This window comes from Actinomadura rubteroloni (assembly GCF_002911665.1).
In the GTDB taxonomy this organism is placed as follows: domain Bacteria; phylum Actinomycetota; class Actinomycetes; order Streptosporangiales; family Streptosporangiaceae; genus Spirillospora; species Spirillospora rubteroloni.
Map to the genome: position 1 here is coordinate 1,214,867 of NZ_MTBP01000001.1, position 16,512 is coordinate 1,231,378.

The 16,512-nt window shown below is 70.5% G+C and carries 16 protein-coding genes; 4 read left to right on the forward strand and 12 right to left on the reverse strand.

All coding sequences use genetic code 11. The features are described 5' to 3' along the window. Positions 1–4: 4 nt before the first annotated feature. From BTM25_RS05345 to BTM25_RS05360, 4 genes are all read right to left on the reverse strand, one after another. Positions 5–1,003, reverse strand: coding sequence for a NaeI family type II restriction endonuclease (locus BTM25_RS05345; protein ID WP_205647968.1), 999 nt, complete (start codon positions 1,001–1,003; stop codon positions 5–7). Between the two features lie 51 nt (positions 1,004–1,054). Next, positions 1,055–2,884: a DEAD/DEAH box helicase gene (locus BTM25_RS05350; RefSeq protein WP_103561611.1), complete on the reverse strand. Its 1,830-nt coding sequence runs from the start codon at positions 2,882–2,884 to the stop codon at positions 1,055–1,057. Then, entirely contained in the window at positions 2,881–4,308 is a 1,428-nt protein-coding gene (locus BTM25_RS05355) for a ParB N-terminal domain-containing protein (RefSeq protein ID WP_103561612.1), read from the reverse strand. Before BTM25_RS05355 ends, BTM25_RS05350 begins: the two co-directional genes overlap by 4 nt. Before the next feature lie 64 nt (positions 4,309–4,372). Then, positions 4,373–5,020, reverse strand: a complete 648-nt coding sequence (locus tag BTM25_RS05360) for a hypothetical protein (RefSeq protein WP_205647969.1) — start codon at positions 5,018–5,020, stop codon at positions 4,373–4,375. Positions 5,021–5,389: 369 nt separating this feature from the next. Between BTM25_RS05360 and BTM25_RS05365 the strand changes: the two genes are divergently transcribed. Next, complete coding sequence (locus BTM25_RS05365) at positions 5,390–6,145, forward strand: hypothetical protein (RefSeq protein ID WP_103561614.1); 756 nt, start codon at positions 5,390–5,392, stop codon at positions 6,143–6,145. 185 nt (positions 6,146–6,330) lie between these two features. Further along, positions 6,331–6,525 carry a hypothetical protein gene (locus BTM25_RS05370; protein ID WP_103561615.1) on the forward strand — a complete coding sequence of 65 codons (195 nt, stop codon included), beginning with the start codon at positions 6,331–6,333 and terminating at the stop codon, positions 6,523–6,525. A gap of 98 nt (positions 6,526–6,623) precedes the next feature. On the opposite strand, the gene cobM is transcribed toward BTM25_RS05370, so the two are convergent. The 3 genes from cobM to BTM25_RS05385 are packed head-to-tail and all read right to left on the reverse strand — an operon-like array spanning position 6,624 to position 8,933. Next, entirely contained in the window at positions 6,624–7,364 is a 741-nt protein-coding gene (gene cobM / locus BTM25_RS05375) for a precorrin-4 C(11)-methyltransferase (RefSeq protein WP_103562765.1), read from the reverse strand. After that, positions 7,361–8,530 carry a precorrin-6y C5,15-methyltransferase (decarboxylating) subunit CbiE gene (cbiE, locus tag BTM25_RS05380; protein ID WP_103561616.1) on the reverse strand — a complete coding sequence of 390 codons (1,170 nt, stop codon included), beginning with the start codon at positions 8,528–8,530 and terminating at the stop codon, positions 7,361–7,363. The genes cobM and cbiE overlap by 4 nt, the downstream gene beginning before the upstream one ends. Continuing rightward, a complete protein-coding gene (locus BTM25_RS05385; protein ID WP_103561617.1) occupies positions 8,523–8,933 on the reverse strand; it encodes a pyridoxamine 5'-phosphate oxidase family protein in 411 nt (136 codons plus the stop codon). Before BTM25_RS05385 ends, cbiE begins: the two co-directional genes overlap by 8 nt. Before the next feature lie 273 nt (positions 8,934–9,206). Between BTM25_RS05385 and BTM25_RS05390 the strand changes: the two genes are divergently transcribed. After that, positions 9,207–10,451 (forward strand): L-lactate MFS transporter, encoded by a 1,245-nt coding sequence (locus BTM25_RS05390; protein ID WP_235828250.1) that lies wholly within the window; start codon positions 9,207–9,209, stop codon positions 10,449–10,451. A gap of 8 nt (positions 10,452–10,459) precedes the next feature. On the opposite strand, the gene BTM25_RS05395 is transcribed toward BTM25_RS05390, so the two are convergent. The 3 genes from BTM25_RS05395 to BTM25_RS05405 form a co-directional block, all read right to left on the reverse strand. After that, positions 10,460–11,542, reverse strand: coding sequence for a rod shape-determining protein (locus tag BTM25_RS05395; protein ID WP_103561618.1), 1,083 nt, complete (start codon positions 11,540–11,542; stop codon positions 10,460–10,462). Positions 11,543–11,689: 147 nt separating this feature from the next. Then, positions 11,690–12,907 carry a L,D-transpeptidase gene (locus tag BTM25_RS05400; protein WP_103561619.1) on the reverse strand — a complete coding sequence of 406 codons (1,218 nt, stop codon included), beginning with the start codon at positions 12,905–12,907 and terminating at the stop codon, positions 11,690–11,692. A gap of 178 nt (positions 12,908–13,085) precedes the next feature. Continuing rightward, on the reverse strand, positions 13,086–13,649 hold the full coding sequence (locus BTM25_RS05405) for a DUF6939 family protein (protein ID WP_103561620.1): 564 nt from the start codon (positions 13,647–13,649) through the stop codon (positions 13,086–13,088). Positions 13,650–13,715: 66 nt separating this feature from the next. On the opposite strand from BTM25_RS05405, the gene BTM25_RS05410 reads away from it, so the two are divergent. Beyond that, positions 13,716–14,486, forward strand: a complete 771-nt coding sequence (locus tag BTM25_RS05410) for a thioesterase family protein (protein WP_103561621.1) — start codon at positions 13,716–13,718, stop codon at positions 14,484–14,486. Between the two features lie 7 nt (positions 14,487–14,493). On the opposite strand, the gene BTM25_RS05415 is transcribed toward BTM25_RS05410, so the two are convergent. Together BTM25_RS05415 and BTM25_RS05420 are read right to left on the reverse strand one after the other, a co-directional pair. Beyond that, positions 14,494–15,690 (reverse strand): helix-turn-helix domain-containing protein, encoded by a 1,197-nt coding sequence (locus BTM25_RS05415; RefSeq protein WP_103561622.1) that lies wholly within the window; start codon positions 15,688–15,690, stop codon positions 14,494–14,496. A gap of 366 nt (positions 15,691–16,056) precedes the next feature. Beyond that, on the reverse strand, positions 16,057–16,458 hold the full coding sequence (locus tag BTM25_RS05420; protein ID WP_103561623.1) for a PPOX class F420-dependent oxidoreductase: 402 nt from the start codon (positions 16,456–16,458) through the stop codon (positions 16,057–16,059). Positions 16,459–16,512: the final 54 nt, after the last annotated feature.

A 16,512-nucleotide genomic window follows, 5' to 3' on the forward strand; every position in this document is an offset into this window, starting at 1 on the left:
GAGCTCAATCCGCTGTCTCCGCAGCCTGCCGGGTCCGGCGCTTCACTTCGGGAAGGGCGGGACCTGCGGCAACAGGGTCATCAGGCCCCGCGACCACCCAGTCCTCACCTTCCAGGGAGATCCATGGCGCGTCACCGTGCCGGAGGCGGCGGGGGGTTAGTCGGACACTGACATACTCGCCGTCGCCGGGTTCCGGGAGCCTTAGCTGCCGTGCGGCGCGGCGATGGGCGCTATAGTCGCCAAAAATGACGAAACCCTTCTCCTTCAACTGCCCGCGCGCCCCTTCCTTCCCGCCACGGATTCTCCGCGTTGGATCGTCCTTTGGCGTGTCGTTGGCGGTGGCGACAGTCCAGATCGCATTACGGCTCAATCTGATGCCTGTGGCACGCATGAACAACTCGTTGATGCGCTGCTGGCCGGACGCCTTCGCGTGTATCACCGCCAGGTCCTCGGCCGGGACACGCAGCAGGCCGTTCTCGGGAAGAGGCGCGTTCTCGTGAACCCAGCGGATGTGGCCGCGTTCCGCTGCCTGAAGCGTAAGTTTACTGTCGCGGTTGGACTTGTGGTTGAGCCACTCCTGGCGGGCGCGCAGGATGCCGGCGGACCAGATCCCTTTTTCGTCGTTTGCCCAGACAACCAGAAGGAGGCGATTGACGGCCTCGGGTGGAATCATCCATCCGCCGAACGTCTGGGAGTACTTGCAGTCGACCTCGTACCCCTCGATTGAATAATCGAGGATTGTTCCGTCGTCGAAACTGAACTCGCGCTGCAGATTGATCTCGACGATGGTGCCGCAGTGCGCCTTCTCGGTCTTGCTCAACTGGTCCCAGCGGTACCGGCCGGTGTTCGGCCCGTCGAGGAGCATGTCGAACGAGCGGCGCAGTGCCCGCGCGATCCGGGTGCCGTCGGCGTCGATGTGCCGCAGATGCTTCCATACCAGCTCAGCGGCACAGTCGGTCGACGGGTCGGGCGAAAGGGAGGAAAAGTCCGGGGGCAGCGTCACGGCAACAGGCTAGTCCGCCAGGCGGTGCGAAGCACCATGGTTGCCGCGGAGTCAGCGCACGCTGAGATGGCTGAGCAGCGCCTGGACGTCCTCGATATCCATCCCGCCGGCCACGGACACCTCCTCCTGGAGATCGCCTAGCTGCTGGACGGCAGGGTCGTCCATGATAAGGCCCATGAATTTGAGCTTTTCCTCAAGCCGATGCGCGACGATCTCGTCAACGGTTCCCGGGGTCACGAGGATCGTCACGTTGGTCTCGGTACCTGGCTTCAAGCCGAGGCGGTGAATGCGGTCCAGGCTCTGCAGGAAACGGCCCGCCATGAAGTCGCGGTCGATGTATACAGCATCATTGCAATGCTGGTGAAGACTAATTCCTTCACCCAGGGTTGCCGGGTTCGACAGGAGGACTGCACAGTCCGAATCATTGCGGAACCGGTCGAGTTGCTCGCCACGGTCTTCGGTTCCACCATGAATCATCGCAGGCTGAAAACGATGAAATACATTCCTCAGTGTTGTCAGGTTCCGGACGAAATTACTCCAGACCAGCGTCTTCCTTCCTTTTCTGGCGTTTGAGGAAACGATACTAAGTGCTTCCTTGTACTTCGGTGGGAACTCGTAGCTGGGAAGCCGCCGCATCAAGCTCGCCAGGGAATCCCCTGGCGCGGGTTCCAGCGGCGGAACTTGATAGAGAAGAGGCTCGTGACGGCTGCTTCCCTCAACAAGGAGGGCTGGGCTCGTCGCCGCCATCAGCAGGCGCAGCAGCGCCCGGCCAAGCGAGTCGAAGTCATGACGGGACGCTTCCGCCCGTGCCGAGAACTGGCCGATGAGCGCGTCATAGATCTCCCGGTGCAGCGGCGGCATCTCGACGTACCGGATCTTCGGCTCGAACCCCGGCAGGCCAAGTTCTGCTTTCGTGGTGCGAGTGAAGAGCGGACGGAGCACCTGGCTGGCGTAGGAGAGGTCTCCTCCGGCGACCGCGGAGGTCACGACATGCCGCCCGTGGCCTGGCCAGACGAAGGAAAGAAGGTTCTCCAGGTCCCGCGCGCCGTTCGGGGCGGGCGTCCCCGTGAGGATCAGGCGCCGTCGGCTGAGCGGTCCAAGGGCCATGCAGGCCGCGCCGTACCGTCCACGCGCCCCGAGTTTCATCCGGTGTGCCTCGTCCAAGATCATCATGGCGGGCGCCGCGCGGAGCCATGCGGCCACCAAGGGAACCGCCCGTGCGAGACGCTCGTAGTTGACCAGCAGGATCTCCGCTCCTGGGACGTCCAGCGAGTCCATCACTGCCAAATACGGGGGCTCGGTGAAACAAGTCGCCGTTTCTGCTTGCCAGGACTCGAATGCGGACTTGGGTGCGACGACCAGAAGACGTTTCACGGTGCCGTTGGCGCGCATCGCGGCGTACACCGCGAGGCCGACGCGTGTTTTGCCAGCTCCGGGCACGCTGAAGTTCGCGCCATGCCGAAGTGACAGGAGCTTGGCGATGTCACGCTGCTGGAACGCGGTAAGATCGCCGATCCAGCCGTCCCCCAGCAGCCCGGTGACTGTCGCGTCATTCAGCTTTTCGGGGATGCCGGGCGCGGAATCGCCTTGAAGCCTGCCCGCCGCCGCTTCCGCGTCGTCGAGCACCTCACCGACGAGCTGGGCGAGGTCATCAGCCCAGGTCACGCTCTCTGGCGCTGGCCACTGACTGAGTGCGCTGATCCCGGCGAGCAGATCGTCCAGCTCGATCTCGGTCAGCCGCGGTTCCCGCTGGTGCGAGCCAGGGAAGCGCGCGGACAACTGCGCGAGCGGCGTTTCGAAGTCGGGATGGGCACGCAGGACCGCTCTTGTCCGCGTGGGGTCGAAAGCGATCGTCAGCGATGCCTGGCCGTCGGCTTTCACCTGGATTCCGGTGGAACGGCGCTGAGAAGCCAGGAGACACCATCCCCAGGCACCCGGATGCTGCGGGCCGTCTCGGCGGCCAGCTTCCCGAGGACTGCGCGGAAATGGAGGATGGCTTCGTCGAACGCTTCCTCGTCGATACTGCGGGAGGCGCGTGCCATGACGAGATCAGTGATGCACTGCTCGATGTCCTGGCACGCGTCCTTGATCCGGTCTTGCGCGGCCTGCTTGCGCTTGCGCACGCGCGCGTCCTTCCCCGCCGGCTCCAGCGCGTCGTCGAATGCCGCTCTGATCTCCGCGACCTGTTTGGTCGCCTCGGCCGTCCTGGCGGGCGGAGCACTGTCGGCGGCGACCTCGACCGACCGGGCTTTCAAGATCGCGTCGGTGAGACTCCTGGCCTCTGCCACCGCGGCGTTCGTCGTCCGGATACTCCGGTTGAGCCCGGGAATCGTCGCGGAACCGGTCCCCCGGGCAGCGTTGCGCATCGCCTCGCTCGCCCAGGCTGGCAGTCGGCTTTCCAGATAGCGGGCGCCGAAGTCCGGCTCTATCAGGCGTACGTCTGTCTTGGAGAACTTCAGGGCGATTGCGGCGAGCCGTGTCTCCTTCATCATGTCGGCGGCGTCCTGGCTCACGGCCGATTCCTTCACATAGCGCCGGTGGAGTTCGCGGAGTTTCTCCTGCTGGTCCTCGAAGTCCATCAGCCGGAGCCGGAACCCCGCGTTCTCGCTCCGCTCGATCAGTTCGTTTAGCGTCGCGAGCGTCCAGACGTCCTGCTGGTAGGTCTCCTTGCGGATCCGGAACTCGCGGGCGATCACCTCAGCCGGCCGCCCGAGCTTCCGCTGCTCGTCGATCGCGAGCAGGCGGTTGATGTAGGAGTACTCCCGTCGATGCTGCTTGCGGAGCTGGAGGGACAGTTCGATCGCGTGGACGTCGTCCCACGTGCATGATTCAGGCAGGACACCCACGCGCAAGTGCGATACGCCGAGTTCACGAAGCGCTGCAAGACGGGTGTTCCCGTCCACGACGACGCCGTCGCGCGTGATGAGGCCCGGACTGTTCTGCTTGAAGTCGCGCAGACTCTCCTTGAGCTCCTCGAACCGTGGGTCCTTCTCGGCGAGGTTCTCCGGTGAAGCTTTCAGCAGAAAGTCCAGATAGTCCTGGCCGATCGGGCCCCAGGGGTCCTCGCGGAGTGCGCGATCACGCTCGGGGTCATAACTGCGCTGAGCCCGGATCCGCCGCGTTCCGGGGTTGTAGCTCACGGTGGTCACCGGAAGTTTGACGACCTGGACATAGGTCGGCTGCCCGCGCCACTCGATCGTGAGTGTTTCCTGGACGCCACCGGCGTCGCGGACCTCGTCGAGGAGCTGCTTCACCACTCGCCGCGTGTTCTCGGCGTCCGGTGGCTGGCCGTAGTCCTCGCTCATGTCGTGTGCTCCTCGGTGCTCGGCAGGAAGGGAATCGCGCGGAGCCGTGCCCGCGTCCGGTAGCTCAGGTTCCGGCCGCCACGCCGAGAACCTTCCTCACTTCGTCCCGCGAGTCGGCCGGCAGCGTACGGTACAGCGCCCATAGCTGTTCCAGGGAACTGAACTCACGGCTGTCCCTGCCGACCCATTCGGCGAGGATCCGCCGTTCGAAGCTCGGAAGAGCGGTGACACGGGTGAGCAGCTCGGCGACGTCCGTTGTCTGGCTGCGCCCCCCGACCCGGCACCGGTTGCACTCGGTGACGAACTCCACCGCGACGGAGCCGCCAGGGCGGTGGACCTTGCGGCGTGCCACGTCGAGCTGCGCGGTCTCGTAGCTATCGATGTACTGCTGGCCGGCGCTAATACCGCAGGACCGGCAGAGGTGCCCGTCCGCCTGAAGGATCTCCCGCCGCTGCGTCGCGGTGATGCTGGCCCGGGGCTTGGCGGCACGGCCCGGTTCCCAGACCGGCTCTCCGCGGGTGACGAACCGCTGCTCGTGGGTGCCGAGCAGAGCGTCCTCCCGGTTGGTGTCGATGACCCAGCCGTGGTCACGGAGGTCGCGCATCCGCCGGTCGATCTGGGCGGTGTCCGGGAACGCCTCGCGGAGCTGGGCCTTCGTGAAGACGTTGCCCTCACCCACCTCCGCGATGAGCCACAAGGCGGCACGCTTCATCGTGCCCCTCGTGGTGTCCCGCCAGGACGGTTCACTCATGTCGGCCCCTTTCGTGCCCGCTGTGCTTGTCTCCGCGTCCGGTCTCTGGTGCGCATCTGTCTACCGCACCGGGACGGGGAGATGACACGACGGGCGCATATTTCCTGAAATTGAAAAGATGCCGCTGCTTGCCGATATTGCCGCCATGAAGTAAAGATCCCGACTTGGCCGCTTCGCGTGGCCTGGGGGCACTTCGTCCGCTAGCGTTGATCAAACGCGTCGGCCGCCGGAGCGGGCGCACACCGAGCGGGAGGGCGGATGCCGCCACCAGGACACAACTTGCCGGGGTACCGCCCGGGTATTCCACCGGAAGCCCGTCGGCTGGCGGAGATGGTCAGGGAACTCGTCGGAGTGCTCCTGCGGCACAGCCCATCACAGAAGGCCGCCGCCGAGAGGGTCGGATACTCAGAGGCCGCGTTGTCGAACTGGCAGCACGGCGGACGCCTGCCCTCGGTCAAGGGCCTCAGGGTCCTGTTCGATGAGGCTATGCGCGGCCTGGCGGGTGAGTCACTTCCGTTCGGCTGGAACGAACTTGCGACGGCGCGGGCTGACGCGCTCGGCGCCAACAGCCGGGCGCGCGCCTGCCAGGAGGCTGGGCTCTCCGTCGGCGCAGAGCAGGGGAACACAGGAAACACCGTGCCGACCGCCCGGAAGGCGAACCGGGCCGGTGTGGCTGCTCGTCCCGTGGACCAGCGTGTTCCCGCAACGGTGGCGGTGGAACCGGCGAGGGCGCCGGTCCCCCTCCGCAGGGGGGACCGGCGCCCTCGCCCGGATGCCAGCCCGAGCTGGGCGGCTTTCGGCACAGTGCGGGACCGGCTCGCGCGCGGCCAGTTCACGGACGTCCGGGTGCTCTTGGAGCACACGGCCGCGGCCGGATCCGCCGAGGAAGTGTCCGCAGCCCTGACCGCGTGCCGGGGCGGCGGACTCGATGACGTGGCAGACCTCCTTCTCCACCACGCGGCCCGGCGGGACAAGACGTTCCTCTTGGAGCTGATCGGCTGGCTCACCCGGATCGGCCGTCCCGACGAAATCACCCGTCTTGCTGGGATCGCCGCGGAGCTGGTGCCCCAGGGTGGAAAGGAGTAGCGGATCAAATAACAGGGCCGGCTAAACGTCGGCGGCCGGTGGACGTGGCTCGTGTTCGTGGAGGCGACGTTCGTGGGTATCGCATTGCCAATTTGCGGATTATTCAAAGGGGAGCGGGCCAGGAATCTGGCTCGCCGGGCATTGCCTCGCGCCAGGCCGAGGCTTGGGAAAGGAACTTTGCACGCATGAGCCAGGTGACGCGGAGTGCGATGATGCTCGTCGTCGCACTCCTGGTAGCGGTCATCGCCGGAATTATCGTGGCGATCCTGATGAAGCTCGACGGGAAGTCCTACGCGGGCGCCGCCCTCAGCGGGATCGGCACGAGCGGGGCCGTGTTCGTCGGCGTGGTCGCGGTGGCCAGCCAGGTGTTCCCCAGTTGACTCGGTGACCTTGCCGGCCACCACCGCCGTCGCCCAGCTCAGCATCTTTTCACCAGAGGAGAATGTAAAGCTGAGCGACGGCGCTGTCTCCGGGCTAGTCAGCGGGGGCGGGACTTGGAGTACAGGTGGCTGTCGGGGAACGACGCGGCGGTCAGCGTCCGCCCGACGATGATCACGGCCGTGCGGCGGATGCCGGCGGATTCGACTTGTGCGGCGATGGTGGTCAGGGTGCCGCGCAGGACGGTCTCGTCGGGGCGGCTCGCGTTCGCCACGACGGCGACCGGGCAGTCCGCGCCGTAGTTCGGGAGCAGTTCGGCGACGACCTGCTCGATGCGCTGGACGGCCAGGTGCAGCACGATCGTCGCGCGGCTGCGGCCGAGGGTCGCCAGGTCCTCGCCGGGCGGCATCGGGGTCGCGCGGGCGGACGTCCGGGTGAGGATCACGGTCTGGCCGACGGCCGGGACGGTCAGCTCGTGGTTCAGCGCCGCAGCCGCCGCCGCGAACGCCGGGACGCCCGGCGTGACGCGGTAGGGGATGCCGAGCGCGTCCAGCCGGCGCATCTGCTCGGCCATCGCGCTGAACACCGACGGGTCGCCCGAGTGCAGGCGCGCGACGTCGTGGCCCTCGGCGTGCGCGGCGGCCATCGCGGCGACGATGTCGTCCAGCACCATCGACGCGGTGTCGATCAGCCGCGCGTCGGCCGGGCACCAGGTCAGGACCTCGGGCGGGACGAGACTCCCCGCGTACAGGCACACCGGGCTGGCCGCGATGAGGTCGCGCCCGCGCAGCGTCATGAGGTCGGCCGCGCCGGGGCCGGCGCCGATGAAGTGGACCGTCATCGCGTCACCGTCCACTGCGTCACGGGCATCGCGGGCCTCCAGCCGGTGAACGCGCCGACCGGGGCGGCGCGGGCGATGTCGATGCGGGTCAGGTCGCCGCCGTGGTCGGCGCGGGCGCGGGCCAGGACGGCCTCGGACTCGACGGTCACCGCGTTCACGACGAGCCGTCCGCCCGGCCGCAGCGCGGTGCGACACGTGTCGATCAGGGCCGGGGCGGTCACGCCGCCGCCGACGAACACCGCGTCCGGCGCGGGGAGGCCGCGCAGCGCGGCGGGCGCCGTCCCGGTCACGACGCGCAGCGCCGGGACGCCGAGCGCGCGGGCGTTGGCCGCCAGCCGCTCCGCCCGCACAGGGTCCCGCTCGATCGCGACGGCCCGGCAGGACGGGTGCGTCCGCATCCACTCGATCGCGATGCTCCCCGCGCCGCCGCCGACGTCCCAGAGCAGTTCGCCGGGCAGCGGCCCGAGCCGGGCGAGCGTGATCGCGCGGACCTCGCGCTTGGTGAGCTGCCCGTCGTGCGCGTAGGCGTCGTCGGGCAGGCCCGGGACCAGCGGCAACGCGGGACCCGTCCGGCATTCGATCGCGACGACGTTCAGCGGGTCGACGGCGTAGTGCCACGGGCCGACGCGCTCGTCGGGGGCGCCGAGACGTTCGAGAACCGTCACCTCGGCGTCGGCGAAGCCCCGCTCGTCCAGCAGGGCCAGGACGGCGACGGGCGTCTCGGCCCCCGCGCTCAGGACGAGGATCCGGCGGCCCGGCGCGAGCAGCGCGTGCAGCGTCTCCAGCGGACGCCCGACCGCGCTCACCACGGCCGTGTCCTCCTGCGCCCAGCCGAGCCGCGCGCACGCCAGCGCCACCGACGACGGATGGGGCAACACGCGCAACGGGGCGAACCGGGCGAGCGTCGTCGCGATGCCGTAGTGCGTCGGATCGCCGCTGGCCAGCACCGCCAGCCGCCGTCCGGCGTGCGCGGCCAGCACGCGCGGCACCGCAGGGACGAGCGGCGACGGCCACGCCACCCGCTCGGCCGTCACCTCCGCCGGCAGCAGCCCGAGCTGGCGCGCACCGCCCACCACGACCTCGGCCGTGCGCAGCGCTTCGCGGGACGGATCGGGCAGACCGGACCAGCCGTCCGCGCCGATCCCCACGACGACGACCTCAGACACCGCCGATGATCCGGTCGATCGCGATCTCCAGGACGACCCGCTCGGGGTTCGGACGCGGCGGCCGGTACCGCTCGGCGTAGCGGGCTTCGGCGTCGGCGACCTCGGCGGGCGACGTCCGGACGAACGCGGTGCCCTCGATCGTGGTCCAGCGCCGTCCGTCCACCTGGCACAGCGCGACCGGCGAGCCGTCCGCCGCGATGTTGCGCGCCTTGACCGTCCCCGCCGACGTGATCACCCGCGCGAGGCCCGCGGCCGGGTCGAGCGTAGCGCCGACCGGGACGACGTGCGGGCGCCCGTCCGGGAACAGCGTGGTCAGCGTGCACAGATGCCGTTCGCGCCAGAACGCGACGACGCGCGGGTCGTCCACGGAGAGCCGGTGGTCGACGGATCGGACGGGCTGCATGGTGTCCTTCCTGGGGGATTCCGAGGAAAAGCATCCCAGAGCCCCGGCCGGACGATCGGCCCGGGTGCGCTCGCGAAAACGGGCGCCCGGCGCGCTAGACCTCGCGGAGGCTCGTGGTCAACGACGCGGCGGAGGGGTCCGGTGTCCGATTCCGGGGCAGACGTCCCGGCCGGTCATCGGCTCCCGCGCGGGTTGAGCGCTGTCCGATTCGCCGTCCGCCCCCGGGGTCTGGTTACATTCCGTGGTCATTCGTGAGCACGGGGGTCGGTCACGGTGGGACAACGGATTCAGGGACGGCACCGGCGCGTCTGCGGCGCGCCGCGCTGGGCGGTCGCGTGCGGCGCGGTCGTCTTCCAGATCGCGCTCGGCGGCGTGTACGCGTGGAGCGTGTTCGCGCACGCGCTCCAACGTCCGGGAACGCACTTCGGGCTGGGCCGGGCGGCGTCGGTCCTGCCGTTCTCGGTGGCGATCGGCGTCGTGTTCGTCGGCACCACGCTCGGCGGGCGCCTCCAGGACCGGCGCGGGCCGCGCGCCGCCGCGCTGCTCGGCGGCGCGCTGTACTCGACGGGCGCGCTGCTCGCCTCGCTCGTCACCGACCGCGACCGGTTCTGGTTCCTGCTCGCCGCGTACGGGGTCGTCGGCGGGCTCGGGCTCGGCATCGCCTACATCGTCCCGGTCGCGATGCTCCAGAAGTGGTACCCGGAGCGGCGCGGCCTGATCACCGGCGTCGCGGTCGGCGGGTTCGGGTTCGGCGCGGTGCTCGTGTCGCCCGTCGCGCAGTGGCTCGTGGACGCGCATCCTCGCGTCCCGACCCGCGCGTTCCTGCCGCTCGGCCTGGTGTCGCTCGCGCTGACGACGGCCGGGGCGATGCTGTTCCGCAACCCGCCGCGCCGGGCCGCGCCCACCGCCCGCAGCGGCGACCTGACCTGCGCGGACGCCCTGCGCACCCGCCAGTGGTACCTGCTCACCGCGATGCTGACGCTCAACACCGTCTCGGGCATCGGGTTCGTCGCCGTCACCGCCGGGGCCGCCGCCGCGATCACCGGTATCGGGCCCGCGTCCGCCGCCGCGCTGACCGGCGCGATGGGCCTCGCGAACGGCGCGGGCCGCGTCCTGTGGGGCTGGCTGTCCGAACGCTACGGGCGGATGCGGACGTTCGCGCTGATCCTCGCGCTCATGGGCGCGTCCCTGGTCGCGGTGCCGTACGCGTCGTCGCCCGTCCTGTTCGTCCCGCTCGCGGCCGTGGTGTTCGCGTGCTTCGGCGGCGGCTACGCGGTCATGCCCGCGACGGCGGCGGACTTCTTCGGCCTCGCGCACGCTGGCCAGATCTACGGGCTGATGAACGTCGCGTGGAGCGTCGGCGGGGTCGTCGGGCCGCTGCTCGTCGCCGCGCTCGCGGCGGGCGGGGACTACCGGACGGCCTTCACCGTCCTCGGCCTCCTCGTCCTCGCCGCCACCGCGCTGCCCGCGCTGACGCGTCCGCCCGTCCGCCGCCCGTCCCTCGCCGCCGCGCACTGACCAGGCGGTCAGGAGCGGGCGGGCCAGAGCTGGCGGGGGAGGGACAAGAGCGTCCAGTCGCGGGCGCCGCCGTCGGCCACGTCCTTCGCGTCGGACGTGCGGGGCAGCGCCAGCAGTTCGGCGGCGCCGGTCACCGCCGCGATCTCCGCGTTCGGCGCGACCCGCGTCGGAAGGCCCGTGTCGGCGGCGAGCAGGCGGTGCAGGCCGGGCAGCCGCGCCGTCCCGCCGGTCAGGGTCAGGCCCGCGCCGACCATCTCGGCGGCCATGTCGGGCGGGCAGTCGGCCAGCCCGCGCCGGACGGCGTCCGCGATCGCCCGGACCGGGGACTCGATCGCCCGCGCCACGTCCTGCGCCGTCAGCACCTCGCCGCGCGGCAGGCCGGTGATGAGGTCCTTGCCGTGGACGAGCGTCCGCTGCCGGCGGCGGCGTCCCCGCGCGTCCAGCGCCCCGACGGCGATCTTGGCGTCCTCGGCGGTGCGGACGGAGATCGTCAGGCCGCGCTCCTCGCGGACCCAGGAGACGATCGCGCGGTCCAGCATGTCCCCGCCGACCGGCGCGGTCACCGACGCGACGAGGCTGCCGAACGCCAGCACGCCGACGTCGGTCGTGTGCGCGCCGATGTCGGCGACGGCCGCGACCTCCCGCCCGCTCGCGGCCAGCCCGGCGCCGACCGCCGCCGCCAGCGGAACCGGGACGACCGTCACCTTCCGGGCGCCCGACCGGTAGGCGACGTCCTCCATCGTCTGCTCCTGGAGGGGCGTCATCACGCTCGGCGCCGTCACCGCCATGTGCGGACGCGCCATGTAGTGGCTGCGGTGGTGCGTCCGGAGCAGCTTGCGCACCATGATCTCGACGTCCGCCGTGTCGCACGGCACCCCGCACCGGACGGGCCGGACCAGTTCCACCCCGCCGCGCCGCTCCGCGACCGCGAGGGCCTGTTCGCCGATGCCGAGCGTCCGTCCGGAGGCCGTGCAGCGCGCGAGGACGGTCGGTTCGCTCGCGACGATGCCGCGCCCCGCGACGTGCATGCGGAGGGTCGCGCCCCCGATGTCCAGCGCGGTGCGGCGGCCCGGAAAGTCCAGCAGTCTCATGGTCGCTCCCGAGGGCCGGTGCCGAATCGCGCGCACACCGATTTACCCGATACGGGAGGGATTGGTGTGCGTTCTCACGATGAGTCCTCGCCTCGGTGGCTTTGACCTAACACCAGAGGCGAGTCCCGGTACGGCAAAAGACCCCGGTTACGTGCGCGGACCCGTCGTGATCGGCTGCTTCAGCTTGCCGCCCTGCACCCACTGGTCGAACGAGAGCTGCCAGTAACCCCAGCCGTTCGTCCAGTCCAGCCTGCGCTTGGTGCCGGTGATCGTGACGAGGTCGCCCGGGTAGGCCCAGTTGAAGAACCACTGCGCGTCCTCCCCCGGGGACCGCACGCAGCCGTGGCTGCAGTTGCGGTTGCCCAGGCAGGACGGGTCGTCCATGTTCTGGTGGATGTACTCGCCGCTGTTGGAGATCCGGTAGGCCCAGGGCACCTTCTCGTCGTACCAGCCCGGGTCGCCCTTCTTCTTCCCCGGCGGGCGCATCCGCTCCAGACGGCTCCGGTTCATCGTCAGGTGGACGCCGCTCGTCGTGAGCAGGTGGTCGACGCCGTCGCCCTGCACGTCGCCGCCCGCGCCGAGGCTCACGCCCCAGCTCCGCACGAGCCTGCCGTTCTTGCGGACGGTCAGCCTGTGCGTCGTCGCGCTGACCTTGATGACGTGGGAGTCGCCGACGCGGAACGTGTGCGTGACGTCCTTGTCGCCGAACACCGCGTCACCGATGCGCAGGCCCGCGTAGTGCGCGGTGACCGTCACCTTCTGGTGCGGCTCCCACGGCTTGCGCGGCCGGAACACCACCGACGGCAGGCCGTTGAACGACTCGCCCGCGCTCAGCCAGCGCCAGCCGCCCTCGGTCGGCTTGTCCGACGTCACCTCCAGCGCGCGCTCGACGGCCGTCCGCGCCCGCGCCGGGACCTCCTTGTTGAACTGGACGAGGATCGGCATGCCGGTTCCGACGGTCTCGCCGCGCTGCGGGATCACGTTCGTGATCGTCGTCAGGGCGGTCGCCTCGCTCGTCGTGAAGCGGCTCGTCGCGGTGGTGGAGGTCTTCTTGCCGTCCGCCTTCGCCGTGACCTCGTAGCGGGTGCCGGGACGGAGCGTCCAAGTTGTGCGCCAGCTCTTGCGGTCGGCCGCGAGCTTCCCGGGGACCTCGACGCCCTTGACCTGCACCGACACCTGGCTGAGCGTGCCGCCGTCGGCCGTCACCGTGACGCCCTGGTCCGGTGGGGCCTCGCCGGCCGCGTCCGCCGGGGCGATCGTCACCTTCGGCGCGCCGTCCCGGCCCCCGGAGGTGGTCTCGCCGCCGCCACCGTCGTCCTTGGCCGAGCATCCCGTCGCCAGCGCCAGGATGGTCAGCGCGATCAACGCGGTTCCCCGTCGCACCGTTCTTCTGTGTCCCCTCATCGCGGCCAGCGTCCGCACGCTGGGCGCCGCCTGCCACGGACGCGACGCCTGCGTCCGGCGTCCGTATGGCGGCCAGACAGGGAGTTTATCCATGATTGACCACTGGTAACGGGCGCACCACCGTTTCATCCAAGACCAGTCATGGCCATACTTCTGGCGCCTCCCGGGAACCCCGCCCGACATGGTCGCGAAGGAGCGCCGCGTGGGACAGCGGACGGGACGTGTCGCCGACGTCCCCGTTCGTCGTGTAGTCGAGCAGGACGACGTCGTGTTCGCGTTCGCGAAGCACTTCCACCAGGTCACGGACGCGGTGTTCCAGCACCCACCGGTAGGTCGGCAGGTAGATCTCGCGGCGTGCTTGCTCGTAGGGGAGAAGCTCGGTGCCGTCGAGGCCCGCCCGGTGGCCCTTCACCGGGCCGTACGCGCGGACGGTCCGTTTCAGCCCGCGCATGTTCGTGATCTCCAGCTTCGCGGGGTCGACGTCGTGGGCGGCGAAGACCTTGAGCGCCTGCCAGACGCCCTCCACCGACTGCGCGACCCGGCCCGGCGACAGCGGCACGGGGATGCCGCCGTGCGGATAGAACGGGCTGAACCGGACCCACGGCTCGTCCGCGCGCGAGGTGACGTCGATGATCTCCGCGCCCGGATGCTCCTTCTCGACCGTCGCCCGCGCCCGGCGGCGGCTCGCCACATGCAGCGCCATGGCCTCACCCTGCCGTCCGGGTACGACATTTCGCGGGCGTAGGCTCGTCGTGATCTTGGGGGGCGGATGGCGTTCTACGAACCGCTCGGCGACGGCCGCTTTCGCAGCACGTCCGCCACGGCGGGTCCGTGGTCGGCGGCGTCGCAGCACGCGGGGCCGGTCGCCGCTCTGCTCGGCCGCGCGTTCGAGCGGCACGACGCCGTGCCGGGCCTGCGCGTCGCCCGCGTGACGATCGAGATCCTGAACCCCGTCCCGGTGGACGAGGTGGCCGTCGCGGTGCGCGTCGTGCGGCCCGGCCGCCGCGTCCAGCTTTTGGAGGGCACGCTGAGCCACGCGGGCCGGACGATCGTCCGGGCGTCCGCCTGGCGCGTGGCCGAGGCCCCCGTCGGCCTGGGCCCGATCGTCAACGCGCCCGCGCCGCCGCCCCTGCCGCCCACCACGCCGCCGCTGGAGCTGTGGCCCGGCACGCACGCCGACGGCTACATGTCGGTGATGGAGTGGCGCCACACGCATGGCTCCTTCGCCACCCCCGGCCCCGCCGCCGCCTGGGTGCGCGCGACGATCCCGCTGGTCCCCGGCGAGGACGACTCGCCGCTCGTCCGGACGCTCGTGGCGGCCGACAGCGGCTCCGGCCTCGCCGGCGAGATCGACTATTCGCACCACCTCGCCATCAACACCGATCTCACCGTGGCCCTGCACCGCGACCCGGCCGGCGAGTGGATCTTCATGGACGGCCGCATGCAGGCGACCCCCGGCGGCAGCGCCCTCGCCGACACCGAACTCGCCGACCCGTCCGGCCCCATCGGCCGCGCGCTCCAGACCCTCCTGGTCCACTGACGCGGGGTCAGGGGGTCTCGGAGCCCAGGTGGCGCCAGGTGTGCAGGAGCAGCATCAGTTCCAGGTAGCGGTCCGGGTCGCTCAGCTCCTGGGACAGGACGTCCTCCAGGTTCGCCAGGCGGTACCGGACGGTCTGCTTGTGGACCTGAAGGCGCTGGGCCGCGGCGGCGGCGTTGCGGCCGGTCTCCATGTAGGCCAGGAGGGTGGAGACGACCCGTTCGCGGCGGTTCGGGCTCAGGTCCATCAGCGGCGCCAGGCGCTGGGGGAGCGCGGCCTCCAGCAGGTCCAGGGCGGCGGACGCGACGAGCGTCGGCAGGTGGTCCAGGCAGTGGACGACGCCGTCGCGCGCCGTGATCCGTCCGTCCTCGGCGAGGTCGAGCGCCCGGCGCGCCCAGCGGAGGGAGACGGCGCCGCGCGAGAGGTCGACGGTGGGTCCCATCGCGGAGGCGAGGCCGTTTAGGCCGGAGCGCAGGCGGGCCCCGGCCGGGCCGTCGGGGTCGGGGACGATCAGCGACGGCGCCGGTCCGCTCCAGTCGGTGAGGACCTGCGGCGGGAGCACCGGCGGCGGCGTCCCGTTCGCCGGCGGCCGGACGGCCATGACCGCGATGGTGCTCGGCGTCGTCCAGCCGGCGGAGCGGGCGAGCTGCGCGACCGCCACGCGGTCCACCAGGCCCTCGCCGGTGAGCATGGCGTGCAGCCGGGCGCGCAGTTGCGCGCGTTGCGTCTCGGGACGGTCGCGGGCGGCGGCGTAGCCCATCGCGGCCGACTCGGAGATCGCGTCGAGGTAGGCGAACAGGGACTCGGTGAGCTTCCCGAGCATCTCCGGCGGCCAGCCGAACCGCGTCGTGTCCTTGGCGAACCGCCGCGCGGCGACCTGCCCGCACAGCCGCATCGCGGTCTGGAGGCTCTCCAGGCTGCGCCCCTTGCGGGCCTCGTAGGCGCCGATCTCGGCGTAGATGGCGTGCAGCGGAGCCCAGGAGGCGTCCGGACGCGAGACGACGACGAGGAAGTCCGAGACGGCCCGCCGGATCGCGTCCCACATCTTCCGGCCGTAGTTGCTGTCGATGGGCCGCGCGTACTCGGGAATGCGCTGCTGGATGAACTCCATCATCTCGCGCGCCGCGTCGTCCACGTACGGCAGGACGGGGTCGATCAACTCTCTCGGAATCGTCCCCCAGGGAACGTCAATGGTCGGCTCGCTCACGATCGCCTCCTCTGACCTGTCCCCGATGCACAAAATTACTGGCAAGTAACCTGATGGTGATATCCGACACGATGGCCCCGGGTCAAGACGCTCACCGATTGATAAGGCGGGTCGTTCGGGCTCTCCGGAGCCGTCCGGACGACGCGCCGGGCTAGCGTTCCCGTCCGGCGTCCGCCGAACTGACGACGGCGATCGCTCCCCGACGACGGAAAGGTGGGACGCTGTTCGGATTCGATGGACGCCACGGAATGTGGTAGTGCGATCAGCGCGGCGTGACCCGCGTCGGCGGCGCCCCGAAACCCGTCCTCAGGTCGAAGGCGCCGCCGTCCGGCACAGGTGGCGCGGACCCGCCTCAGCGGTTTTCGGTCAGGAGAACTCGCGGCGGGTCATGCCTTCGGCGGACGGGTCCACGCCCCAGGAGAAGACCAGGCGCGGACGGATCCGGATGATTTCCGCGCTCAGGTGAGCCATCGGCACCGGCTGGCCGGTGAGCGTTTCGGCGGTGCCCCGGATTTCGATTCCGCGAACCGTCCACGGGTCGAGGCTCACGATGTCGTCGACGACGAACGCGACCTGCGGATTCTGCTGCACGTTCCGGAACTTGCGGCTCGCGCCCATGTTGAAGCCGTAGATGTCGATCGTGCCGGTCTCCGCGTCCAGGCGGAAGCCGACCGGGTTGTTCTGCGGGTCGCCGCCCGGGGCGACGGTGGCGAGCCGGCCGAGCCGCTGCGAGCGCAGGTAGGCGAGTTCGGGTTCGGTGAAGGTCATGCCGCCAGCGTGAACCCTCAAGCGCGGTCGAGGTCAACGCGACGGACCGGTCGG